The organism is Streptomyces sp. NPDC003691 (assembly GCF_053981115.1).
Genome location: NZ_JBSFNQ010000004.1, coordinates 158691 through 177166, shown reverse-complemented (window position 1 = coordinate 177166; position 18476 = coordinate 158691). Strand labels below are relative to the sequence as shown.

Genomic DNA, 18476 nt, shown 5'->3' with positions numbered 1-18476 from the left:
GCCGAGCGGGTCCTCAAGGGCCGGGCGGCCGGTCGGTTTTCGACGGCCGGTCCGGTCTCGGTGGCCGGTCCGGTCTCGGTGGCCGGTCCGGTCTCGGTGGCCGGTCTGTTTTCGGTGGCCGGTCTGTTTTCGGCGGCCGGTCTGTTTTCGGCGGCAGCGCGTCCGACAGTTCGGCGAGCGCCTCGCCGACCAGGGCCGCGCCCGGGTCGATGATCTCGTGGCTCTCCTCCCAGGCGGCCAGCGCCTCCCGGACCCGCCGCCACTCCGGCCGCCGGCGCTCGCGGACCGCCCTGGCCGCCCGTTCGGCGTCGGCGCGCAGCGCCTCCGCCAGACCCGCCGCGGCCGGTACCGGGGCGTCCCCGTGCGCGGGCAGATGGGCCTCCATCAGCATGGCGCCCCGGCTCAGTTTGGCCAGCGCCTCCCCGGCGGCGTCGGCCGCCGTATGGGACAGGCCCCGGTTCCGGACCGGTTCGTCCGCGGCCCGGCCGAGCGCGTCCTGCCAGGCCAGCCGGGCGTCCCGGGCGGCGAGGAGGGCCTGTCTGATGTCCCGTCCGGCGTCGTCGGGTTCGGCGGGGCGCGCATAGTGGTCGACGACGGCGGCGGCGTACCGGCAGTCCGCGAGCAGCCAGTCCGCGAGCCGGTTCCGCAGCCGGGGGGTCTCCCAGGCCGGGTAGACCGCGTACGACAGCATCGCCAGCACCCCGCCGATCAGGGTCAGCACGATCCGCTCCGGCACGGTCTGCCCGGCCTCCTCGCCGCCCATCCAGAGCAGACAGACGACATAGGCGGAGATGCCGACGTTCGCGGCCGCATAGCCGGTGCGCAGCACCAGATAGGTGCCGAAGGCGCAGAGTACGGCGAGTGCGGCGGCGGCGTAGGTCCCCGGGTCCGCCGTCTCGACGACGGCCGTGGCGACCCCGACCCCGACCAGGGTGCCGCCGAAGCGGGCGACGGAGCGGGCGTACGTCTGGGAGAAGTCGGGCCGCATCACCATCACGGCGGTCATGGGCGCCCAGTAGCCGTGGCCGAGGGGCAGGGCGTTGCCCGCGAGGAAACCGGCGACGACGACGGTGGCGACCCGGACGGCATGCCGCAGTACGGGTGAGCCGCGCCGCAGCTCGGCCCGTACGCCGGCCATCGCGCCGGGCAGCAGCTTCAGCAGGGAAGGCCGGTCGCGGTGGCCCGCGGTGGTGCCCTCGCCGCGGGCGGTCTCGGTGACATCGGCGAGAAGTGCGGCGAGCCGGACGGCGGCCCGGCGCGGCGGTCCGGTCAGCAGGGCACCGGTGTCGGGGGTGCGCAGGGCGGCGAGGGCGGGCGCGGGCAGCCGGGGCGGTTCACCGTGCCGTACGGCCTGGGCGGCCGCGTCCAGTACGGTCGCCGCGGCGGCCAGCAGCTCCCTGACCCGCTCGCGCTCCGGCCCCTGTTCGGGTACGCCGAACGCGGGATCGGCGAGGGAGGCGAGCACCGGCCGCAGTTTCTCCGCGATGCCCCGGGCGCCGTGCAGTTCGGCGGGCCGCCGCCGGGCCTGCCGGGGGCTGACCGCGGCGGCGCTGCGGGCCAGCATCAGCGGCTGGGGGTCGAAGGGAGCGATCGGATCACGGCGGAGGCGGCGGGCGTAGTCGGCTTCGGCGGCGAGCGCGTCGGCGAGTGCGTCGCGCTGGGCGCCCCAGCGGCGGACGGGCAGCAGCACGATCAGCGCGGCCTGGACGACCCCGCCCGCGGCGATCACGGCGGCATGTCCGGCGGCGGTGGCGACGGAGGTCGGCAGGGTGACCGTGACCAGCATGATCGCCACATTGGAGGAGGCGATGATGCCGACGGTCGGGCCCAGCGCCCAGGCGAGCCCCGAGGCCAGTGCCCAGACCGCGATGAGCGCGGTGAAGAGCGGAAGCCGGCCGACGGTGAGATAGCCGACGAAGGTGGAGACGGCGAGGGAGCCGCCGGAGGCGAGGGCCAGCACGGGCCGCGGCCGCCAGCTCCGCTGGAAGGTCGCGATCACGGCCTGGAAGGCGCCGAAGGCGGAGCTGACGGCGGCGAGCGGGCCGAAGAGCGCGAGGGTGCCGCCGACGACGATGGCCAGGCCGAGGGCGCCGCGGAGGGCGAGAAGGGGTTCGAGACCGGTGCGGTCGATGGCGAGTCCGGAGCGCGCGGTCTCTTTCAACGCGCGGAACCAGGTCATGATCTGAGGCTATATCTCCTGGTTTGCCGGGCGGGGTGGGCACGTCGGACACTCTGCGTCGGACCCTGGCGGCCATCACCGCAAAATAAGTCTTTGACAGTGGGGCACGGGCTTCCCAGACTGTCGGCCATGCCCGATGCCGAACCCCCGCATCCCCCGGCCTCCTCTCAGCCCTCCGACTCCTCTCAGCCCTCCGACTCCTCGCACCCTTCCGGCCCCTCTGACCCCTCGCACCCCCCGGCCCGGCCCGCCGGTCTCCGCGGGCTGAGGGCCCTTGCGCACCCCCTCAGGCTCCGGCTTCTCTCCCTTCTCACCGGCACCGCCATGAGCTCCGCCGAGGCGGCCCGTCATCTCGGTGAGTCCCAGGCCAATATCAGCTACCACCTACGGCAGTTGTACGACGCCGGGCTCCTCGAACTCGCCGAGGAGATCCGGGTCAGGGGCGGCCGGGCCAAGCGCTACCGGCACCCGGCGGACAGCGGGGCGAATCTGCCCCAGGGGACGTACGAGGACCATCTCGTCCTCGCCTCCGCCCTCGCCGACGAAATGGTCCGCCGCAGCCGGGAACGCCTCCCCGGGGTCCCGGGCGACTTCACCGACGCGGAGCTGACCCTGGCCCCGGAGACCTGGGAACGGGCCCGGACCCTCGCCGCCGAACTGGGCCGGCTGGTCCATGAGGAGGCGTTGCCGCCCGGGGCGCCGGGCGGGGTGCGGGTGAGTACGACGGTCATGCTCTTCCGGATGGCGGAGGGGGCGGACCCCGGAGGAGCGGGCGGGACCGGAGCGGCCGACGGCGCCGGTACCGGCGTCGGCACCGGGGAGGCGCCGTGAGTACCCGCGCCGTCGACTCCCGTTCCGTACTGGCCCCCCTGCGGCACCGTCCCTTCCGGAATCTGGTCGTGGGCCGGACGACGACCCAGTTCGCCAACGCGATGGCGCCGGTGCTCCTCGCCTTCGCCGTACTCGACCTCACCGGCTCCGCGGTGATGCTGGGCTTGGTCGTCGGCGCCCGGTCGATCGCGAACATCCTGCTCATCCTGTTCGGCGGACTGCTCGCCGACCGGCTCCCCCGCGCGGTGATCCTCCAGGGCGCCAGCGTCGGCGCGGCGCTGGCCCAGGCGGGTGTCGCCGCCGGTGTGCTGCTGGACCTGACCTCGATGGGCCTGCTGGTGACCCTCAGTGTGCTGAACGGCGCGCTGGCCGCGGTCTCCCTGCCCGCGACGGCCGCACTGCTGCCGCAGGTGGCCCCGCCGGACCAGTTGCGCGGCGCGAACGCGGTGACCCGGATGGGTGTCAACCTCGGTCTGATCGCGGGTGCTTCGCTGGGCGGGCTGCTGGCATCCACCACCGGCCCCGGCTGGGGCATGGCGGTCAACGCGGTGGTGTTCCTGGGCGCGGGAGTCGCGTACCACGGCGTCCGGGCGCCCCGCCCGGCCGACGCTCCGCGCTCCCGGCCGCTGCACGAACTGCGCGAGGGCTGGACCGAATTCACCGCCCGGACCTGGGTGTGGGTGGTGGTCTGCCAGTTCTTCGTGGTGAACGCGGTGGTGTCCGGCGGAATCCATGTCCTCGGCCCGGCCATCGCCGACTCCTCCTTCGGCCGCACGGCCTGGGGCTTCGTCCTCGCCGCACAGATGGCCGGGGCGTTCGTCGGCGGCTTTCTGGTGGCCCGCTCCCGGTCCCGCCATATGCTCCGGATCGGTGTCACGGTCGTCGCCCTGGACGCACTCCCCCTGATCGCCCTGGCGGAGGCCGCCCCGCTGGCGCTGCTGTTCGCCGCGATGTTCGTCAACGGCATGGCCGTCGAACAGTTCGGCGTCGCCTGGGACCTGTCCCTCCAGGAGAACGTCCCGGCCGACAAGCTGGCCCGGGTCTACTCGTACGACATCCTCGGCTCGGTCCTCGCGCTGCCGGTCGGGGAGATGGCGGCCGGGCCGCTGGCCGAGGAGTACGGCACCCGGGCCACGCTGCTGGGCGGGGCGATGCTCACCACGGCGGCCACGGCGGCGGCGCTGTGCAGCCGGGAGGTCAGATCGCTGACGGTCCGGGGCGGGAGCGTGGATGGGGACGGTACGGCCGGGGGCGGTACGGCGCAGGAGGGCCCGGAGATGCCGGAGCAGCGCCCGGCGCCGGAGGGCGGGATGCCGGAGGGGGCCGCGAAGTAGTTCCGGAGCCGCGGGCGTTCATTCCCCCACCGGTCCGCCCGGTCCGCCGTCGTCCAGCAGCACCACGTCCCGCTCCACGGCCAGCGCGACCAGTCCGGGGGCGGCCGGGACCAGGTCCTCCGTTCCGTCGGGGACGTCGAGCAGCGCCAGCGGGCGGCCGGTGGGGAGCTGCCATGCGCGGAGGGTGCCGTCCCCGCCCAGGGTGAGGATCGCGGGGGTGCCCCGGTAGCGGCCCGCGGCGATCCGCCGGACCGTACCCGCATGGCCGCCGTCCGGTGCGCCGCCGGTCACGGCCCCGGTGATCGCGTCCCGTACGGCGATCCCGCCCCGGAAGTCGCCGGTGAGCGCCAGGGGGCCCGCCGGTCCGTCGGTGAGGGCGAGGCAGGTGACGGGTTCGGAGGACCGCTCGGCGGCTTGGAGGGTGAGCCCCTCCTCCGACAGCCGCCAGAACCGGACGGCCCCGTCCCAGCCGGTGGAGACCAGCCGCGGCCGCCCGGGGACGAATGCCAGGCCGGAGACCAGATCGGCGTGGGCGGTGGGGTGTTCGCCGGTCAGCGAGCCGGTGCCGAGGTCCCAGAGGGCGATCGCGCTGTCGCTTCCCGTCGCGGCCACCGGTCTTCCGTCGAGCCGTCCGACGGCCAGGGCGGTGACCCGTCCGGCGCCGGATCGCGTACGGACCAGCGACTCGCCGTTGTCGAGGTCCAGCACCTGGAGCGTCCAGTCCCCGCCCGCCGTGACCACCACCGGCCGCCGGTGCAGCCGGGTCACGGCCAGCGCAGAGACGCCCGACTGCCCGGCTGCGTACCGGCGCAGGGTGCGGCCCGAGGCCCGGTCGCGTACCCAGACCTCGTCGCCGGACACGCTGACGACGATCCCGCGGCCCCGCAGCGATCCGGTCGCCAGGGCGGTCACGGGTCCGGGGTGGCGCTGGCCGGAGTCCGGGGCGGGCGGGGTGTCGAGGTCCCAGAGCCGGACCGTACCGTCGGCACTTCCGGCGGCCAGGTAGCGGCGGGGACGCATGATGCCCGCGAACCAGGTGGGTCCGAAACTGATCGGGGCCAGGGCGGTGATGGAGCGTGACCCGCCGCCGAGGATCCGGGGCGGGGCGTCCCGGTCGGCCAAATCGTGCACGCTGACGGTGCTGCCCCGGGCGACGGCCAGCAGTGAGCGGCCCGGGTGGTCGGGGAGCAGGGCGAGCGGTCCCGAGTCGTCGGCGGATTCCGGCACCGGGTCCTTGATGCGGTACAGCTCGTCGACGACGGTGCCGTCCGCCCGGTGGGACTCCCAGACCGTGGCGCCCGAGGGAGTGCGTACGGCCACCAGAAAGCGACCGGGCCGGGGGGTGTGAACGGCGACGGCCCTGACCGGTCCCCTGATCACGGTGCTCGCCACCCGGAGCTGCGGACCGTCCAGATCGAAGAGGGTGTGGGTCGGCCGCAGAAACGAACCGTGGGCGACAGCGAGCAGCGTCCCGTTCGGCTCCTGCTGCTCGAAAGTACCGTGCTGGACGTCCTGGACCACGATCTCCTCGTCCGTGCGGCTGTCGCGGAGCAGCAGTGTCGACGAGCCGCTTGCCCGGATCCTGACAACAGTGCCGTCCGCGCGGCTATGCGTCGTACCACCGGGCAGTCCGAAGGGCCCGGGAATCATGCGCCACGACGCCGGGTGGAAGGGCCGTGGCTCCTCGTCCCACGGTTCGATGAGAGAGGCCCGATCGACCGGCTTCATTCGGCCGGGCAACTGGTGACCGCTCGCCAGGTCCCAGCGGGCGGTGCTGCCATCGGGGGTGGTCGCGATCACTTGTGTACGCGCCCAGAGCCTTCTACGGCCGCCGACCTCCAGGCCCCTGACCGGTCCCGGCCCCCCGGTCAGCACCGATACCGGTGCCTCCTCGCCCGCCGAACCCGATGCCCAGCACGGCGACCAGTCCCCGGCGGTGTTCCCGACCCCTCTGGTGATCAGCGGGACCAGGCCGCTGCGGCCCGAGCGCATGGCGTCGATCACGAGGAGGGAGTAGCGGCCCGCCGCGTCGGCCCGGGCATGGCGGGGGCCGGACATCCGGTAGACCGCGGCCATCTCGCGGGCCTTCTCGCCCCGCGCATACTCCAGCGACACAGAGGAGGGGCTGATATGTGCCAGGAACCCGGGGTCCTCGATGAGGGTGTCGGCCTGCCCGGCGTCCTCCGCGTGGTCGAGGAGATGGCGTACGTGGTACGGCAGGGCAAGGTCCCAGCGGCGCGGGCTCACCGCGTAGAGGAGGGCCAGCGTCGCGGCGGCCGCCGCTCTGACGGGAGAGCCCTCCGGCAGGCTGAGGTCCCGGAGGCTCGGCAGCCTGGGACGCAGGGGTACGAGCAGTCCGTCCAGGACCCGGCGGGCGGTCGGCTGGTCCGGGTTCCGCAGATGGTCCACCAGTTTCTGGTGGAACAGGCGGTAGAGGGTGGGGCCTTCGGGGTCGGGGGTGCGGCGGAGGTAGAAGGCGAGCCGGTCGAGGGTGGCGGCGGTCTCCTCGGGCGTCGGTGCGACCGGCGCAGGCTCCGGGTCCGGGTCCGGGTCCGGGTCCGGTTCGGTGAGCCAGGGCGGTTCCTCCACGTGCGGCTCCCCGGTACCGGGCCGGAGCAGCGCCGCCGCCACCTCCCGGACCAGGTCCGCGGGCATTCCCGGGTGCCGGGCGTGGGCGATCGCCGTCAGCAGCGGGCGGGCCAGCGGGTCGTCCAGCCGCCGGAGGTCCAGCTCCAGCAGGTCGGCGATGGTCCGCGGGGCGCGGGCGACCGCCTCCGTAACGCCGTCGGGGCCGAGCGGGGCGTCGGCGGCGAGGAACGAGTGCAGGTAGAGCCGGGCCAGCAGATACGGGCCGGGGGCACCGTCCGCCGGGCCCTCGGGCGGCGCGTCCGGCACCAGAGCGGCGGCGAGTCCGGTCGCGAACTGCCGCACCAGCCGGGCCTGATTACCGGCGTTGTACAGCGGCGACAGCTCCAGATGACGCTGCACGAAGGCCGCGACATCGGTACGGAGCCGGTCGCGGTCGGCCCGGTCCAGGTCGACGAGGAGCCCGTCCGTCCGGGCGGTCTCCACCACGGCCGGTACGGAGTCGGTGGTGCGGGTGCCGACGAGCAGCCGGCATACGGGCCGCGGCTCCCGGCCCCGGCGGGTCACCGCCGCCCGGGCGAGCGGCAGCAGCAGGAGTTCGACGACCTCGCCCGGGTCCAGGGCCTCGTCGAGGGCGTCGACCACCAGGGTGGGCACCGGGCCGCCCTTCTCCGCCTGACGGACCATGAGGTCGACGAGTTCGGCCGGGACCAGGCCCTCGGGGGGTACGGCGGAGGAGAGCCCGAGCTGCCGGGCGACGGACCCGGCGAGGCGGCGGGTGTCCCGCCCCCGGGCGTGGACGGCCGCGAAGGCGTTGTTCAGGCCGGGCAGTGTCGGCTCTCTCGGGAGCCGTTCGAAGAGCACTTCCCTGAGCTGGGGCTGGGCCGCGCAGACCAGCATCCCGAGCAGCGCCGACTTGCCGGTGCCGGGTCCGCCGGTGACCACCGCGAGGGCCGCGCTCCCCTCCCCGTTCACCCAGGGGGTCAGTACGTCCACTTCGGCGGCCCGGCCGCTGAACAGGCAGACCGTGGCGACGGAATCGGCGGACACCCCGCCGAAGGCCCGGCTGATGTAGTGGTGGGCGTCGAACACCGGATCCAGCTCGGCGAGGATGCCGCGCAGCGACTCCTCCGTCGCCAGCTTCAGTCTGGCGATCTCCGTCGGGGCGTACCGGGGATTCCGGAAGAGCCGCAGCTCCGGCTCCTCGCCGAGCGCCAGCGGGGTGCTGTCGAGATGCTGGCGACCGGCGCGCGCCTCCCGGGTCAGGGATTCGAGCGTGGTGCGTATCTCCCGGGTGACGAGCGACAGCGGAACGTACTCCAGCGACGCGTCGGTGCCGAGCCCGTCGTCCCCCAGCCGTTTCAGCACCTCGGCGACGGCCTGGCTGAAGCGGCCGTTGAACGCCTTCTCCTCGGTGGCGGCGGCGGCCAGCACCCAGGCCCGGCGGGCGGCGGCCGTCCGGTCGGCGGCCTTCTTCCGCAGCGTCCAGGTCCGCCACTGCGCATGGACGGCGGCGCCCGCGTGGCAGACGTCGAGCAGTACGAGGGCGGCGGGCCGCTCCGGCCGCTCCAGATCGCGCAGCCACGCCTCGACGTCGAAGCCGTCGCCCGGTTCGCTGTCGGTCATCGCGATCCGCAGGGAGCCGGAGGGGTCGGTGAGCCCGTGGCTGATGACATGGACGACGAGTCCGCGTCCGGCGGGGGTGGTGCGGACGACGCCCTCGAGGCGGGAGCGGGCGGCGTCGTGCCCGGGGTCGGTGAGGACCGTACCGCCGTCGAGCCGGTAGCCGAGCCCGGCGAGGGAGGCGCCGACGGCGGCGGCGCGGGTCTGCGCGAAGTCGAGCCGGGGGTAGCCGGAGGGGCCTTCGATGCCAGGTTCGGCAAAGGGGTCGGCGGGCGCGGCGGGGGGCGCGGGCGGGGGGCGGAAGCGGCCCACGGCGACAACAAGGGCAGTGTCGGCAGCGGTGTCGGCAGTGGCTTCGGGGGTCGTTTCGGGGGTGGTGTCGGGGGGCTCGGCGGTCCCGGGGGCAGTTTCGGCAGGGGTGTCGGCAGGAGTGCCGGCGGGCTCGGCCACCGGCTCCGCGGCGGTCTCGCCCGTGGGAGCGGCGGCCGCGCTGCCGCCGGGCGGAGCCTCCGGAGGAGGCGCGTCGGACGGGGCGGTCATCGGAACCGGCCTTGTGCCGCGCCGCGCTAGATCCGCGCGTCCCCGCGGCGGTCCGGGGCCCAGACCGCCGTGATCCGGAAGTGGCCGTCGTCGGCGTTGCCCACGATCACCGCCCCCGCCTCGGCGTTGAGCCGGACGTTGAACTCGATGGTCAGTTCGCTCGGCCGCGGCCCCGGCACATGGACCAGGCTCCCCACCGCCTCCGAGACGGCCTGCCCGATCGCCTCCATCGTGTGCCCGAACGGCGCCCTCGCCTCGTACTCCCCGCCCGGCCCGCGGAAGGTGTGGTCGACGGAGTCCGCCGCGTCGACCTCCATATGCACCGCGCCGCCGTTCGCCAGCCGGAAGCGGGAAACCTCGCGTCGCATCGTTCTCCTCCATGGGCGGGCGTGCGGGTACACGCTGCCGTCCAACTTATCCGTGCGCCACGGCCCTTGGGCACCGGACGGCATCCGCGGGTGCCGGTCTGGACAGCGGGGCGGGCGCGGGGCCATCCTCCTGCAACGAGGCCGGGGACCGCCCGCCGGGCGGCCGACCCGGCCGCGGCACACCGAACGAGGGGCGGTCCTGATGCGGATTCTGGGAGTGCACGGGATCGGCAACCTCCTGGAGGGCGTCGGCCCCGCCGAGGCGGCCGAGCAACTGGCCGGGGTCTGGCGGCACCATCTGGCGCGCGGCGCCTTCGCGGACGCGGCCGCGGGCTGCGAACTGTCCGTCGCCTACTACGCGGACCTGCTCGCGGACGAGGGCGCCCAGAGCGCGGGCCCGGTCGGTCTGGACGATCTCGACGCCGAGGCCGAGGAGTTGCTGAGCGGCTGGCTCGACCAGCTGGGGCTGCCCGCCGAACCACCCCAGGGTCTGCTGACCTGGCCGTTCCGGCAGGCGGTCGAGTGGATCGCGGAGCGGGACCTGCTGAAGCCGGAGACGGTGGAGATGTTCGTCGCCCGGTACGCCCACGAGGTCGCCGCCTATCTGTCGGCCGCCGACGACGCCCGGCGCCGTACCGAGGTGCGGGCGGTGATGCTGGCCGCGCTGCGGGAGTGGGCACCGCGGGTGGTGATCGCGCACTCCCTCGGTTCGGTCGTCGCCTACGAGGCGCTCTGGGCGTACGAGGGGGAGCCGGTGGACCTGCTGATCACCCTGGGCTCCCCGCTGGCCGTACCCCGTGTGGTCTTCCCGCGCCTCGAACCGGCGCCGTCCCTCGAAGGGCTGGGCCGCCGTCCGCCGTCCGTACGGCGCTGGGTGAACATCGCGGACACCGGGGATCTGGTGGCGGTGCCGCGCGGCGGGGTGGGGAAGAGGTTCCTGGAGGTGGCGGAGGACCACCACGACCGGATCCATGCCTTCGACTTCCACAAGGTCGCGAACTATCTGGCGGCCGGGGCGGTGAACCGGGTGCTGCGGGCGGAGCTGGCCCGCGGCGGCGGCCGTCCCTGAGGACCCGGCCGCCCGCCCCGCCCGGCCGTCACGAAGCGGCCGCGTCACGGAAACTCATCGGCATTCCCGGATCTCCGCATGGAAGACTTCCGACCATGTCACATGATCATCAGAACGGCGGCGGGCTGAGCGTCGGGCACCGGGACGCCGAGCTGAGCCAACAGCTCTCGGACGGCCTCGACGCGGTCAACTTCCCGGCGACCGGGACCACCGCGGCCGACCAGACCGGCCTGTCGGTGAAGGCCGTCGACGACGACGGCCGGCTCATCGGCGGGCTGACCGGCTGGACCTGGGGCGGGCTGCTCGGCATCGACATGCTGTGGATCCGCGAGGACAGCCGCCGGGACGGCTGGGGCGGAAAGCTGCTGCTGGCGGCCGAGGAGGAGGCCCGGCGGCGCGGCTGCGACCGGGCCTGCGTCTCCTCGTTCACCTTCCAGGCACCGGGCTTCTACCAGCGCCACGGCTACCGGGAGACCGGCCGTACGCTCGGCATCCCGGGCGGGGCCGAGGACGTCCATATGTTCAAGGAGTTCACGGAGTCCGAGCAGTCCGAGCAGTCCGGGTAGTCCGAGCAGTCCGGGGGCGACCGGAGTCCGCGGAGTCCGTTCAGCGCGCCGCCGCACCGGCCGGGGGCGCGCCGAAGTCGATGTCGGCGGCGGGCAGGACCCGGATGCTGCGCCCCGGGAAGCTGATCATCCGGAAGATCTGGTTGTGGTGGGCGACGGCCGTCTCCGCAGGCACGTACGGACTGTCGTCCGGGCGTACGGAGGTGAGGTGGCCGTCCTCGACGAGGACGATGTCGTAGCCGTGGCTGAGCGCCTGACGTGCCGTCGTGTCCACACAGATCTCCGTGGCGAAGCCGGTGATCAGGACCTCCGTGACCCCCAGTCCGCGCAGCGTCGCGTCCAGTTCGGTGTCCAGGAAGCTGTCGGCGCTGGTCTTGTGGACGACCGGCTCGTCCTCGCCGGGCGCCACCTCGGGCGCGATCCGCCAGCCCTCCGTACCGGGCTCCACCCCCTCGCCGCGGTGCTGGACGGTGATCACCGGCACCCCGGCGGCCAGCGCCCGGTCCCGCAGTCCGGCGACCACGGCGAGCACCCGGCCCGGGCGGTGCGCGATGGACACCATGGTGTTCTGGAGGTCGATGACGAGAAGCGCGGCGGTATGCGGCATGGGGCCACGGTAGGCCCGCGGGGCCCGGACCGCAGGGCCTTTTCCGGCAGCGGGGCGGCGGCCGGCACCGCCGGGGGCGGGGGCGGACCGGTGTACCCGGCGGGCGCGGCGGCGCGGCGGTTCAGTCGTGGTTGTGGGTGGAGGAGGTGTCCGCCGGGGGCTCTTCCCGGCCGCCGTCCCGGCCGGTGACGACGACCGCGACGATCAGGACGGCCACGGCCGCCACCGCGATCCGGCCCGCCGCCCGCGCCGTCCACAGCGGCCGGGCGCGGCCCGGGGTCGCGGAGAGCGCGGGGAGCCGCTCCGAACGCCGGGCCGGGGCCAGGAGCCGCAGCAGGAAGAGTGCGGCGATGGGGAGCTGGAGCAGCCAGACGGAGGTGCGGAACCAGCCGTCGTACCAGACATTGGTGCCGTACAGCAGGGTGTGCCAGACGCTCAGTACATAGACGACCAGGACGAAGCGGTGGAGCACCCGCCAGGTCTTCGGGCCTATCCGGTGGCGTATGTAGAAGAGCAGGCCGAGCGGGATCGCCAGATAGAGCGCGGCCTGGCCGACGGGGATGGCGACCCGGCCGGTGCCGGAGTCGTAGCCGCCGGGCACGAAGGTCTCGACGAAGGCGGTCCAGGCCGCCCCGTACCAGGCGTTCTTGTCGTGGCGGATGAGTTCGGCGGCGAAGAGGAGCGCGTGGGCGGCGATCAGCGCGATGGTGTTGATGCTGGTGGTGCGGTGGAGGCGTTCCAGCCGGGGTCCGGTGAGAGGCAGCCAGGAGGGCCGGGGGCCGGAGAGCAGCAGCCCGAGGAGGACGGTGAGCCACGCCCAGAGCAGCGCGGACCAGCCGAACGCCTGGCTCAGGAAGTAGAGCCAGAAGCTGCCGGGGTCGTCGGCCATGAAGGGCATGACGGTGGCGGTGGAGGAGGCCCGGGAGGTGATGCGGGCCCAGATCAGGGCGAAGAGCGCGGCGGTGATGACGAGGGCGGCGAGCCCGTCGAGCCGTCCGGCGCGCAGATCGGAGCGGAGGGTCACCCGGCCGCCCGCGGCGGAGCCGGTGCGCGGCGCCGGTACGGGAGCGGCCCCGGTGTTCGGGGGTTTCTGCACGGCGTCGGGAGCGGTGCGCTCCGGCGGCGGGGGCTGCATCGGTCCGCTCCTTGCTGTGGGGGGCCGCGGTGGGGCGCGGGGAGCTGTCCCTGAGTGGGTCGGACCGGCGGGCCTTCGAGTTCCCGGAGACCATCCGTGATGTGCGTCACATAATTTGGAGACGCGTGATGGTCGCCCTACTCCCGAAGTTCCCCGGCCCGCTGGCACCATGAGCCGCATGAGAGCCGGATCCGGACTCCGCATCGCCCACGCCGCGGTGCTCGCCGCGGTGTGCGTCGTGGTGTCCGGGACCGGCCACGCACTCGCCTCGGGCGCCTCGCCGCCCCCCGCCGCCTATGCGGTCGCCGTACCTCCGGTCTGCCTGCTGGCCTGGCGGCTCGCCCGAAAGGAACGTTCCGCCGGGGTCGTGGTGTCCGTGAGCGCGGCGGTCCAGGTGCTGCTGCACCTGCTGTTCGCGGCCGTTCCGCACGGCGGGTCCGGCGGCTCGCACCACGGGGCCGGGCACGGTGGCGCCGGCGCCCTCGCGGGGCCGGGCGGGGAGTCCGGACCGCCCTCACCACTGTCCTTCTTACCGCCCTTGCCGTCCGGAACGGTGTCCGGCACCCTGCCGGACACCGTCCCTGCCATCGCCTCCGCGATCACCTCTGCGATTGCCTCCGCGATCTCCTCCGTGACCGGGCCCGCGATCGGGTCCGGCCCGGCGTCCGGTCTCGCTCCGGGCATGACCGCCGCGCACCTCGCCGCCGGAGCCGTCTGCGGCTGGTGGCTGTGGCGCGGCGAACGCGCTCTCGCCCAGTCCGCCCTGGCGCTCCGCCTCTTTCTGCGCGGGCGGCTGCGCTTCGTCCGCGCCGTGTTCCGCGGCGCGTACGCCGCCCTGCCGCCGGAGAACCTCCGGGTGTCCCGGCCGCGCCGCCACCGGGTCCGGCTCCCGGAGTCCCTCCTTCTGCTGCGGGCGGTCACCCGCCGCGGCCCCCCGCTCCTTCCGTCCTGACACCCCTTCCCCAAACCCCGCTCCGGCGGGGTCAGTCCGGACGCGAAGGATCTTTGTCATGCCCTATTCATCCCCTCGGGTCCGTGCCGCACAGGACCACGGCACGGGCCGCCGGGACGCCCAGATCACCGACTGGGCCCTGGCCGCGGGCACCGGCGACCGCCGGGCCACGGAGCTGTTCATCGAGGCCACGTACGAGGACGTACGCCGCTTCGTCATCCGGCTGACGCACGGCAGGCCGGGCTCCCTCGACGCGCCAGGCGGCGCGGACGACCTCGCGCAGGAGACCTATGCCCGCGCGCTGACCAGCCTCAGCGGCTTCGCGGGGCGCAGTTCGGCCCGCACCTGGCTGCTGACGATCGCCCGCCGGGTGGTCGTCGACGGTATCCGGCGGGCCGCCGCGCGCCCCCGGATCGCCGATACCGCCGACGACTGGCTGGGCGCGGCGGACCGCGTCCACCAGCAGCGCGAACTGCCGGGCTTCGAGGAGTCCGTGGCCTTCCGGGACGCGCTGTACGCGCTGGAGCCGGGCCGCCGTCAGGCGTTCGTGCTGACCCGGCTGCTGGGGCTGTCGTACGCGGAGGCGGCGGAGATCCTGGGCTGCCCGGTGGGGACCATAAGATCCCGGGTGGCCCGGGCCCGGCGGGAACTGGCCGGGCTCTGGCTGGACCGGCTGCCGCCGGAGGGCCCGAATGCCCCGAATGCCCCGGAAGCCACGGAAGCCGCGGAGATCCGGCAGGGGCCGCCCGGGCCGGAAGCCGCGGTGCTCGTCGCGGCCTGACCGGGCGGCCTGACCGGGCGGGGCGGCCGGTTCGGGGCGGGGGTGCAGGTGGGGCGGGGCGGGGTACGGCGGCGGCCGGAGGGGCCGGGCCGCCCGCCGCCGTACCCGTACGGCCGTATTCCGCTCCGTGGCCCCGGTTCCGTCACCCCGGCGCCGTAACCGTGCCCGTTTCCGTCTCCGTCCCCGTGTCCGGCCCCGGTCCGTCCCCTGCGGGCGGGACAGGCCGAGGACGGGGCCGGGGCCCGGGGCGGACCGGACGCGGCCGGGGCAGGGGCCGGGGCCGGGGCCGGTCTCAGGGAGCAGCAGCTCAGCGGTCCGCCATCAGCGGCCGTACGGTTGTCGCCGCGCTCCACGCCCGGTGCTGCGCCAGCTCCGCGGTCGCCGCCTCCGCCAGCACCATGCCCGTACAGCCGCGCTGGTCGCCCAGGTCGGTGACGGTGTCCCCCGGTGCGCGTACCGGATACCACTCCACCTTCCCGGGGAACGCGGCAAGACCGTCCAGCCCCTGCCAGCCCGTCAGGATCCCCGGCCGGTCCGGATAGACGAGGACGAAGGCGACCGCGGGGCCGGTGAAGGGGGCCGCCATCGGCCCCGCCATCAGCGTGGGCCGCAGCCCGAGCGTGGTTTCGACCAGCGCGTCGTAGACGTCCGTGCCCAGCGCCCGGCAGAGCGCCTCGCCGATCAGCGCGCCGCCGATCCGGCGGTTGATCTCGACGAGCTCCGGGCCGTGGACGGTATGGACGTACTCGACATGGGCGAATCCCTGGTCGTGCCCGGCGCACGCCAGGACGTCGGCCACCCAGCGGGCGACGGTCTCCCGCTCGGCGGGCGGGAGCGCGACGGGGAAGGCCGCACCCTCCTCCCGTACGGACGGGGTACGGGAGGTGAGCCGGCTCGACACCCCCAGCAGCCGGGTCTCCCCCTTCCAGCTCAGGGTCTCCGCGCTGTACAGCGGCCCGGCGAGGAACGGTTCGGCGAACAGCTCGCCCTTGAGCCCGGCCCGCCCGGCCCCGGCCCGGGCCTCGGCGAGCGCTTCCCGCAGCCCGGTCCCGTCATGGACGATCCACACCCCGCGGGAGGAGGTGCCCGCGGAGTCCTTGAGCACGGCGGGCAGCCGCACGCCGTCGTCCGGTACGCCGTCGTCCGGTACGCCGGTGGCGGTGCCGCGGCTCAGCCCGGCCGCGTACAGCTTCCGCCGTACGAGCGCCTTGTCCCGCAGCACGCGTACGGCCGCCGGATCGGGTCCCGGCAGCCCCAGTTCGGCGGCGAGGTCGGCGGCCGGGACGCTCCAGGTGTCGGTGGTGTTGACGAGCCCGGCCAGCCCGGGGAGGGCGGTGAGGGCACGGCGTACGGCGGCCGGGTCCGTGGTGTCGACGTCCACGACGTCGAGGATGCCGTCGGGCATGGCCGCCAGCTCATGGCGGTAGACCGTGCGGTCGGCGGTGAGGAGCACCAGACGGTGCCCGGCGACGGCGGCGGCCAGCGCGAGGCGTTCGAGCCCGAAGGAGAGGGCTTCGAGGGCGGCGATGGTCATCGGGGACCTCCGGTCACGGCGCGCGGGCGGGCGGGTTGCGGAGGCTGCCAGGGGTACGGGGGACGGTCGGCGCCGTCGGAGGGGTGGTCGGCGGGGCGGTCGGCAGAGCGGACGGCGGGACGGGCGGCGCCGTCGGAGGGGCGGTCGGCGGGATCGTCTGCCGGGGTGGCCGCGCCCGGCGGGGCGGGGCGGCCCGCCCACTCCATGACCGCCCACGGAGGCCGCAGTTCACCGAGGTCGGTGATGCGTTCGGGGCGTACGGCGGCCGGGTCGAGGGCCTCGGTGTGGCGGGCGAAGACACGTTCCGTGTAGCGGTGGCCGGTGTCGGCACCGAGGACGAGAAAGGTGCCGGGATCCGCCGCCGGGGGTCCCTCCGCGGCTACCCCGCGGCCCTCCTCCCCGTCCTCCCAGCAGTCTCGGTCCTCCCAGCGGGCCCGGTCCTCCCAGCGGGCCGCCAGATAGGCGGCCCCGGTCGAGAGCCCCGCGAAGACCGCGTGGCGGCGCAGGAGTTCGACCGTGCCCGCCATGGCGTGCCGGAAGTCGAGCCAGTGCAGGGTGTCGTACAGCTCGTGACGGACATTGCCGAACGGGACGGAGCTGCCGATCCCGGCGATGATGGCCTCCGGATCGCTGAAGCCCTCGCTGCCGAAGGTGACACTGCCGAAGGGCTGGACGCCGACGAGCCGGACCGGGCGGCCGCTCTCACGCAGGGCCGAGGTCAGCCCGCCGGTGGACGCGCCGGTGCCGACCGCGCCGACGACGGTGACCGGCCCCGGTGGCAGCGCGGCGGTGACGAGTGCGGCGAACTCGCGGTAGCCGGTGTGGTGGACCCGGTCGTGGTACTGCCGCATCCAGTGGAAGTCCGGCCGCTCGGCGAGGAGCGCCCGGATATGCCGGACCCGCCGCTCCTGGTCCAGGCGGAGGCTGCGCGACGGCGGCATCCGGTCCACGGTCGCGCCGAGGACGTCGAGCTGGGCGCGCACCGCGGCGTCGACGGTGGTGGAGGCGACGATATGGCAGCGGAGCCCGTAGCGGTGGCAGGCGAGGGCGAGCGCCAGCGCGTAGATCCCGCTGGAGCTGTCGACGACGGTCTGGCCGGGGCTGATCCGGCCGGTCTCCAGCAGGGTGCGGACGGCGCCCAGGGCGGCGTACAGCTTCATCGTCTCGAAACGGGCGAGGACGGTGGTGGGGCCGAGGCGGACGAGGGCGGGGTCCTTGAGGGCGTCGGTGATGTGCTCGTGGACGGTCACGGGTGCGGGTGCGGTCACGGGTGCGGGTGCGGCGGTGGTGGACGGGGCGGTCCGTCCGGCGGGGGGAACTGGAGGGGGCATGGTGTGGGGGTCCTCCGGTCGGAAGCGAAGGGGGCCGCCCGCGGGCGGCCGGGGCCGGTGGGGGGCGGCCCGGGTGCCGGCCGGGATCCGGCCGGGGAGGTTCGGCAGGATCCCGGCCGGGGTCTCGGCGGGGTGGGCCGGAGAGCCGGCCGATGGTTCGGCCGGGGGCGGGCGGGGGTCAGCCGGGGGCGTGGCCGACGACGATCAGCCGGCGGGCCCGCTGGTCGTAGGGAGAGCCGTCGAAGTCCCCGTAGCACTCCACCGCGGTGAAACCGGCCGCCAGAAAGAGATCGTGGAGTTCGGCGGCGCTGTAGAGGAAGGAGTGGATGGACGCGGTACGGGCGGTTCCGCCGCGAACGAGGGTCCAGTCCGTGCGGAGCCTGCGCCAGGAGTCCAGAACGGTGTCGCGCTGGACGACGTACGAGCCGTCGGGCAGGTCGACGGCCTGCGGACGGCCGATCCAGCCCGCGAGCACTTCCTTGCCCATGACGTCGACCAGCAGCTTTCCGCCGGGGGCCAGGCTGCGGCGGGCATTGCGCAGGACACGGAGGTTGTCGGCGGGCTCGGCGAAGTAGCCGAAGGAGGTGAAGACGTTGAGGACGATGTCGTAGGCGCCGGGCCGGACGAAGTCCAGCATGTCGGCGCGGACGAGTTCGGTCCGGTCGCGGGCCCCGTCCCCGGCGGCCTCGGCGGCGGCCCTTGCCCGCCGCAGCATCGGTTCGCTCAGATCGACGCCGGTGACGCGGTGGCCGCGGCCGGCGAGGGGGGCGAGGAAGAGACCGGGGCCGCAGCAGAGGTCGAGGACACGGGTGCCGGGCGGAAAGTCGAGGAGGGGTGCCTCGCGGACGAGGGCGGCGACATCGGCGGCGCGCCGGTCGGAGAACATGGCGGGGGCGAAGTCCACCCAGAGGGAGTCGTCCGCGTACCAGGGCAGGGGCTCCGCCGCGGCCTGGTTTGCCGCCGCCGCCTCGGGGACGCCCGTACCGTCCGGGGCTCCCCCGGCCGCGGTGGTTCCCGCCGTCTCCGGGGCTCCCTCCGTT

The 18476-nt window shown here is 74.7% G+C and carries 14 protein-coding genes; 6 read left to right on the top strand and 8 right to left on the bottom strand.

Going from position 1 to position 18476, the window contains the following annotated elements; translation table 11 throughout:
- Nucleotides 1–13 precede the first annotated feature (13 nt).
- On the bottom strand, nt 14–2179 hold the full coding sequence (locus ACWDR0_RS03815; RefSeq protein WP_456349989.1) for an FUSC family protein: 2166 nt from the start codon (nt 2177–2179) through the stop codon (nt 14–16).
- A gap of 324 nt (nt 2180–2503) precedes the next feature.
- Between ACWDR0_RS03815 and ACWDR0_RS03810 the strand changes: the two genes are divergently transcribed.
- The gene (locus tag ACWDR0_RS03810; RefSeq protein ID WP_456349988.1) at nt 2504–3010 is read left to right on the top strand and encodes a helix-turn-helix domain-containing protein; all 507 of its coding nucleotides are present in this window, start codon (nt 2504–2506) and stop codon (nt 3008–3010) included.
- Complete coding sequence (locus ACWDR0_RS03805) at nt 3007–4344, top strand: MFS transporter (RefSeq protein WP_456349987.1); 1338 nt, start codon at nt 3007–3009, stop codon at nt 4342–4344. The genes ACWDR0_RS03810 and ACWDR0_RS03805 overlap by 4 nt, the downstream gene beginning before the upstream one ends.
- Nucleotides 4345–4362: 18 nt before the next feature.
- Here ACWDR0_RS03805 and ACWDR0_RS03800 read toward each other — a convergent pair whose 3' ends face one another.
- Together ACWDR0_RS03800 and ACWDR0_RS03795 are read right to left on the bottom strand one after the other, a co-directional pair.
- Complete coding sequence (locus ACWDR0_RS03800) at nt 4363–9093, bottom strand: hypothetical protein (RefSeq protein ID WP_456349986.1); 4731 nt, start codon at nt 9091–9093, stop codon at nt 4363–4365.
- Nucleotides 9094–9119: 26 nt separating this feature from the next.
- On the bottom strand, nt 9120–9461 hold the full coding sequence (locus tag ACWDR0_RS03795; protein WP_456349985.1) for a CU044_2847 family protein: 342 nt from the start codon (nt 9459–9461) through the stop codon (nt 9120–9122).
- A gap of 202 nt (nt 9462–9663) precedes the next feature.
- Between ACWDR0_RS03795 and ACWDR0_RS03790 the strand changes: the two genes are divergently transcribed.
- Together ACWDR0_RS03790 and ACWDR0_RS03785 are read left to right on the top strand one after the other, a co-directional pair.
- On the top strand, nt 9664–10530 hold the full coding sequence (locus ACWDR0_RS03790) for a serine peptidase (RefSeq protein WP_456349984.1): 867 nt from the start codon (nt 9664–9666) through the stop codon (nt 10528–10530).
- Between the two features lie 95 nt (nt 10531–10625).
- Nucleotides 10626–11096, top strand: a complete 471-nt coding sequence (locus ACWDR0_RS03785) for a GNAT family N-acetyltransferase (RefSeq protein WP_456349983.1) — start codon at nt 10626–10628, stop codon at nt 11094–11096.
- A gap of 40 nt (nt 11097–11136) precedes the next feature.
- On the opposite strand, the gene ACWDR0_RS03780 is transcribed toward ACWDR0_RS03785, so the two are convergent.
- On the bottom strand, nt 11137–11703 hold the full coding sequence (locus tag ACWDR0_RS03780; RefSeq protein WP_456349982.1) for an isochorismatase family protein: 567 nt from the start codon (nt 11701–11703) through the stop codon (nt 11137–11139).
- A gap of 121 nt (nt 11704–11824) precedes the next feature.
- On the bottom strand, nt 11825–12838 hold the full coding sequence (locus ACWDR0_RS03775; protein ID WP_456349981.1) for a ferric reductase-like transmembrane domain-containing protein: 1014 nt from the start codon (nt 12836–12838) through the stop codon (nt 11825–11827).
- Between the two features lie 178 nt (nt 12839–13016).
- Between ACWDR0_RS03775 and ACWDR0_RS03770 the strand changes: the two genes are divergently transcribed.
- Nucleotides 13017–13790, top strand: a complete 774-nt coding sequence (locus ACWDR0_RS03770) for a hypothetical protein (protein ID WP_456349980.1) — start codon at nt 13017–13019, stop codon at nt 13788–13790.
- 58 nt (nt 13791–13848) lie between these two features.
- A complete protein-coding gene (locus ACWDR0_RS03765) occupies nt 13849–14571 on the top strand; it encodes a sigma-70 family RNA polymerase sigma factor (protein WP_456349979.1) in 723 nt (240 codons plus the stop codon).
- A gap of 307 nt (nt 14572–14878) precedes the next feature.
- Here the strand turns inward: ACWDR0_RS03765 and ACWDR0_RS03760 are convergent, their stop codons facing one another.
- The 3 genes from ACWDR0_RS03760 to ACWDR0_RS03750 form a co-directional block, all read right to left on the bottom strand.
- Nucleotides 14879–16105, bottom strand: a complete 1227-nt coding sequence (locus ACWDR0_RS03760; RefSeq protein WP_456349978.1) for an ATP-grasp domain-containing protein — start codon at nt 16103–16105, stop codon at nt 14879–14881.
- Nucleotides 16102–17436, bottom strand: coding sequence for a pyridoxal-phosphate dependent enzyme (locus tag ACWDR0_RS03755; RefSeq protein ID WP_456349977.1), 1335 nt, complete (start codon nt 17434–17436; stop codon nt 16102–16104). Before ACWDR0_RS03755 ends, ACWDR0_RS03760 begins: the two co-directional genes overlap by 4 nt.
- A 178-nt stretch (nt 17437–17614) precedes the next feature.
- On the bottom strand, nt 17615–18370 hold the full coding sequence (locus ACWDR0_RS03750) for a class I SAM-dependent methyltransferase (RefSeq protein ID WP_456350020.1): 756 nt from the start codon (nt 18368–18370) through the stop codon (nt 17615–17617).
- Nucleotides 18371–18476 lie beyond the last annotated feature (106 nt).

Coding starts and splice junctions, on each gene's coding strand:
- ACWDR0_RS03815 (WP_456349989.1), bottom strand. CDS start 2,179: ATGACCTGGTTCCGCGCGTTGAAAGAGACCGCGCGCTCCGGACTCGCC.
- ACWDR0_RS03810 (WP_456349988.1), top strand. CDS start 2,504: ATGAGCTCCGCCGAGGCGGCCCGTCATCTCGGTGAGTCCCAGGCCAAT.
- ACWDR0_RS03800 (WP_456349986.1), bottom strand. CDS start 9,093: ATGACCGCCCCGTCCGACGCGCCTCCTCCGGAGGCTCCGCCCGGCGGC.
- ACWDR0_RS03795 (WP_456349985.1), bottom strand. CDS start 9,461: ATGCGACGCGAGGTTTCCCGCTTCCGGCTGGCGAACGGCGGCGCGGTG.
- ACWDR0_RS03790 (WP_456349984.1), top strand. CDS start 9,664: ATGCGGATTCTGGGAGTGCACGGGATCGGCAACCTCCTGGAGGGCGTC.
- ACWDR0_RS03785 (WP_456349983.1), top strand. CDS start 10,626: ATGTCACATGATCATCAGAACGGCGGCGGGCTGAGCGTCGGGCACCGG.
- ACWDR0_RS03780 (WP_456349982.1), bottom strand. CDS start 11,703: ATGCCGCATACCGCCGCGCTTCTCGTCATCGACCTCCAGAACACCATG.
- ACWDR0_RS03775 (WP_456349981.1), bottom strand. CDS start 12,838: ATGCAGCCCCCGCCGCCGGAGCGCACCGCTCCCGACGCCGTGCAGAAA.
- ACWDR0_RS03770 (WP_456349980.1), top strand. CDS start 13,017: ATGAGAGCCGGATCCGGACTCCGCATCGCCCACGCCGCGGTGCTCGCC.
- ACWDR0_RS03765 (WP_456349979.1), top strand. CDS start 13,849: ATGCCCTATTCATCCCCTCGGGTCCGTGCCGCACAGGACCACGGCACG.
- ACWDR0_RS03760 (WP_456349978.1), bottom strand. CDS start 16,105: ATGACCATCGCCGCCCTCGAAGCCCTCTCCTTCGGGCTCGAACGCCTC.
- ACWDR0_RS03755 (WP_456349977.1), bottom strand. CDS start 17,436: ATGCCCCCTCCAGTTCCCCCCGCCGGACGGACCGCCCCGTCCACCACC.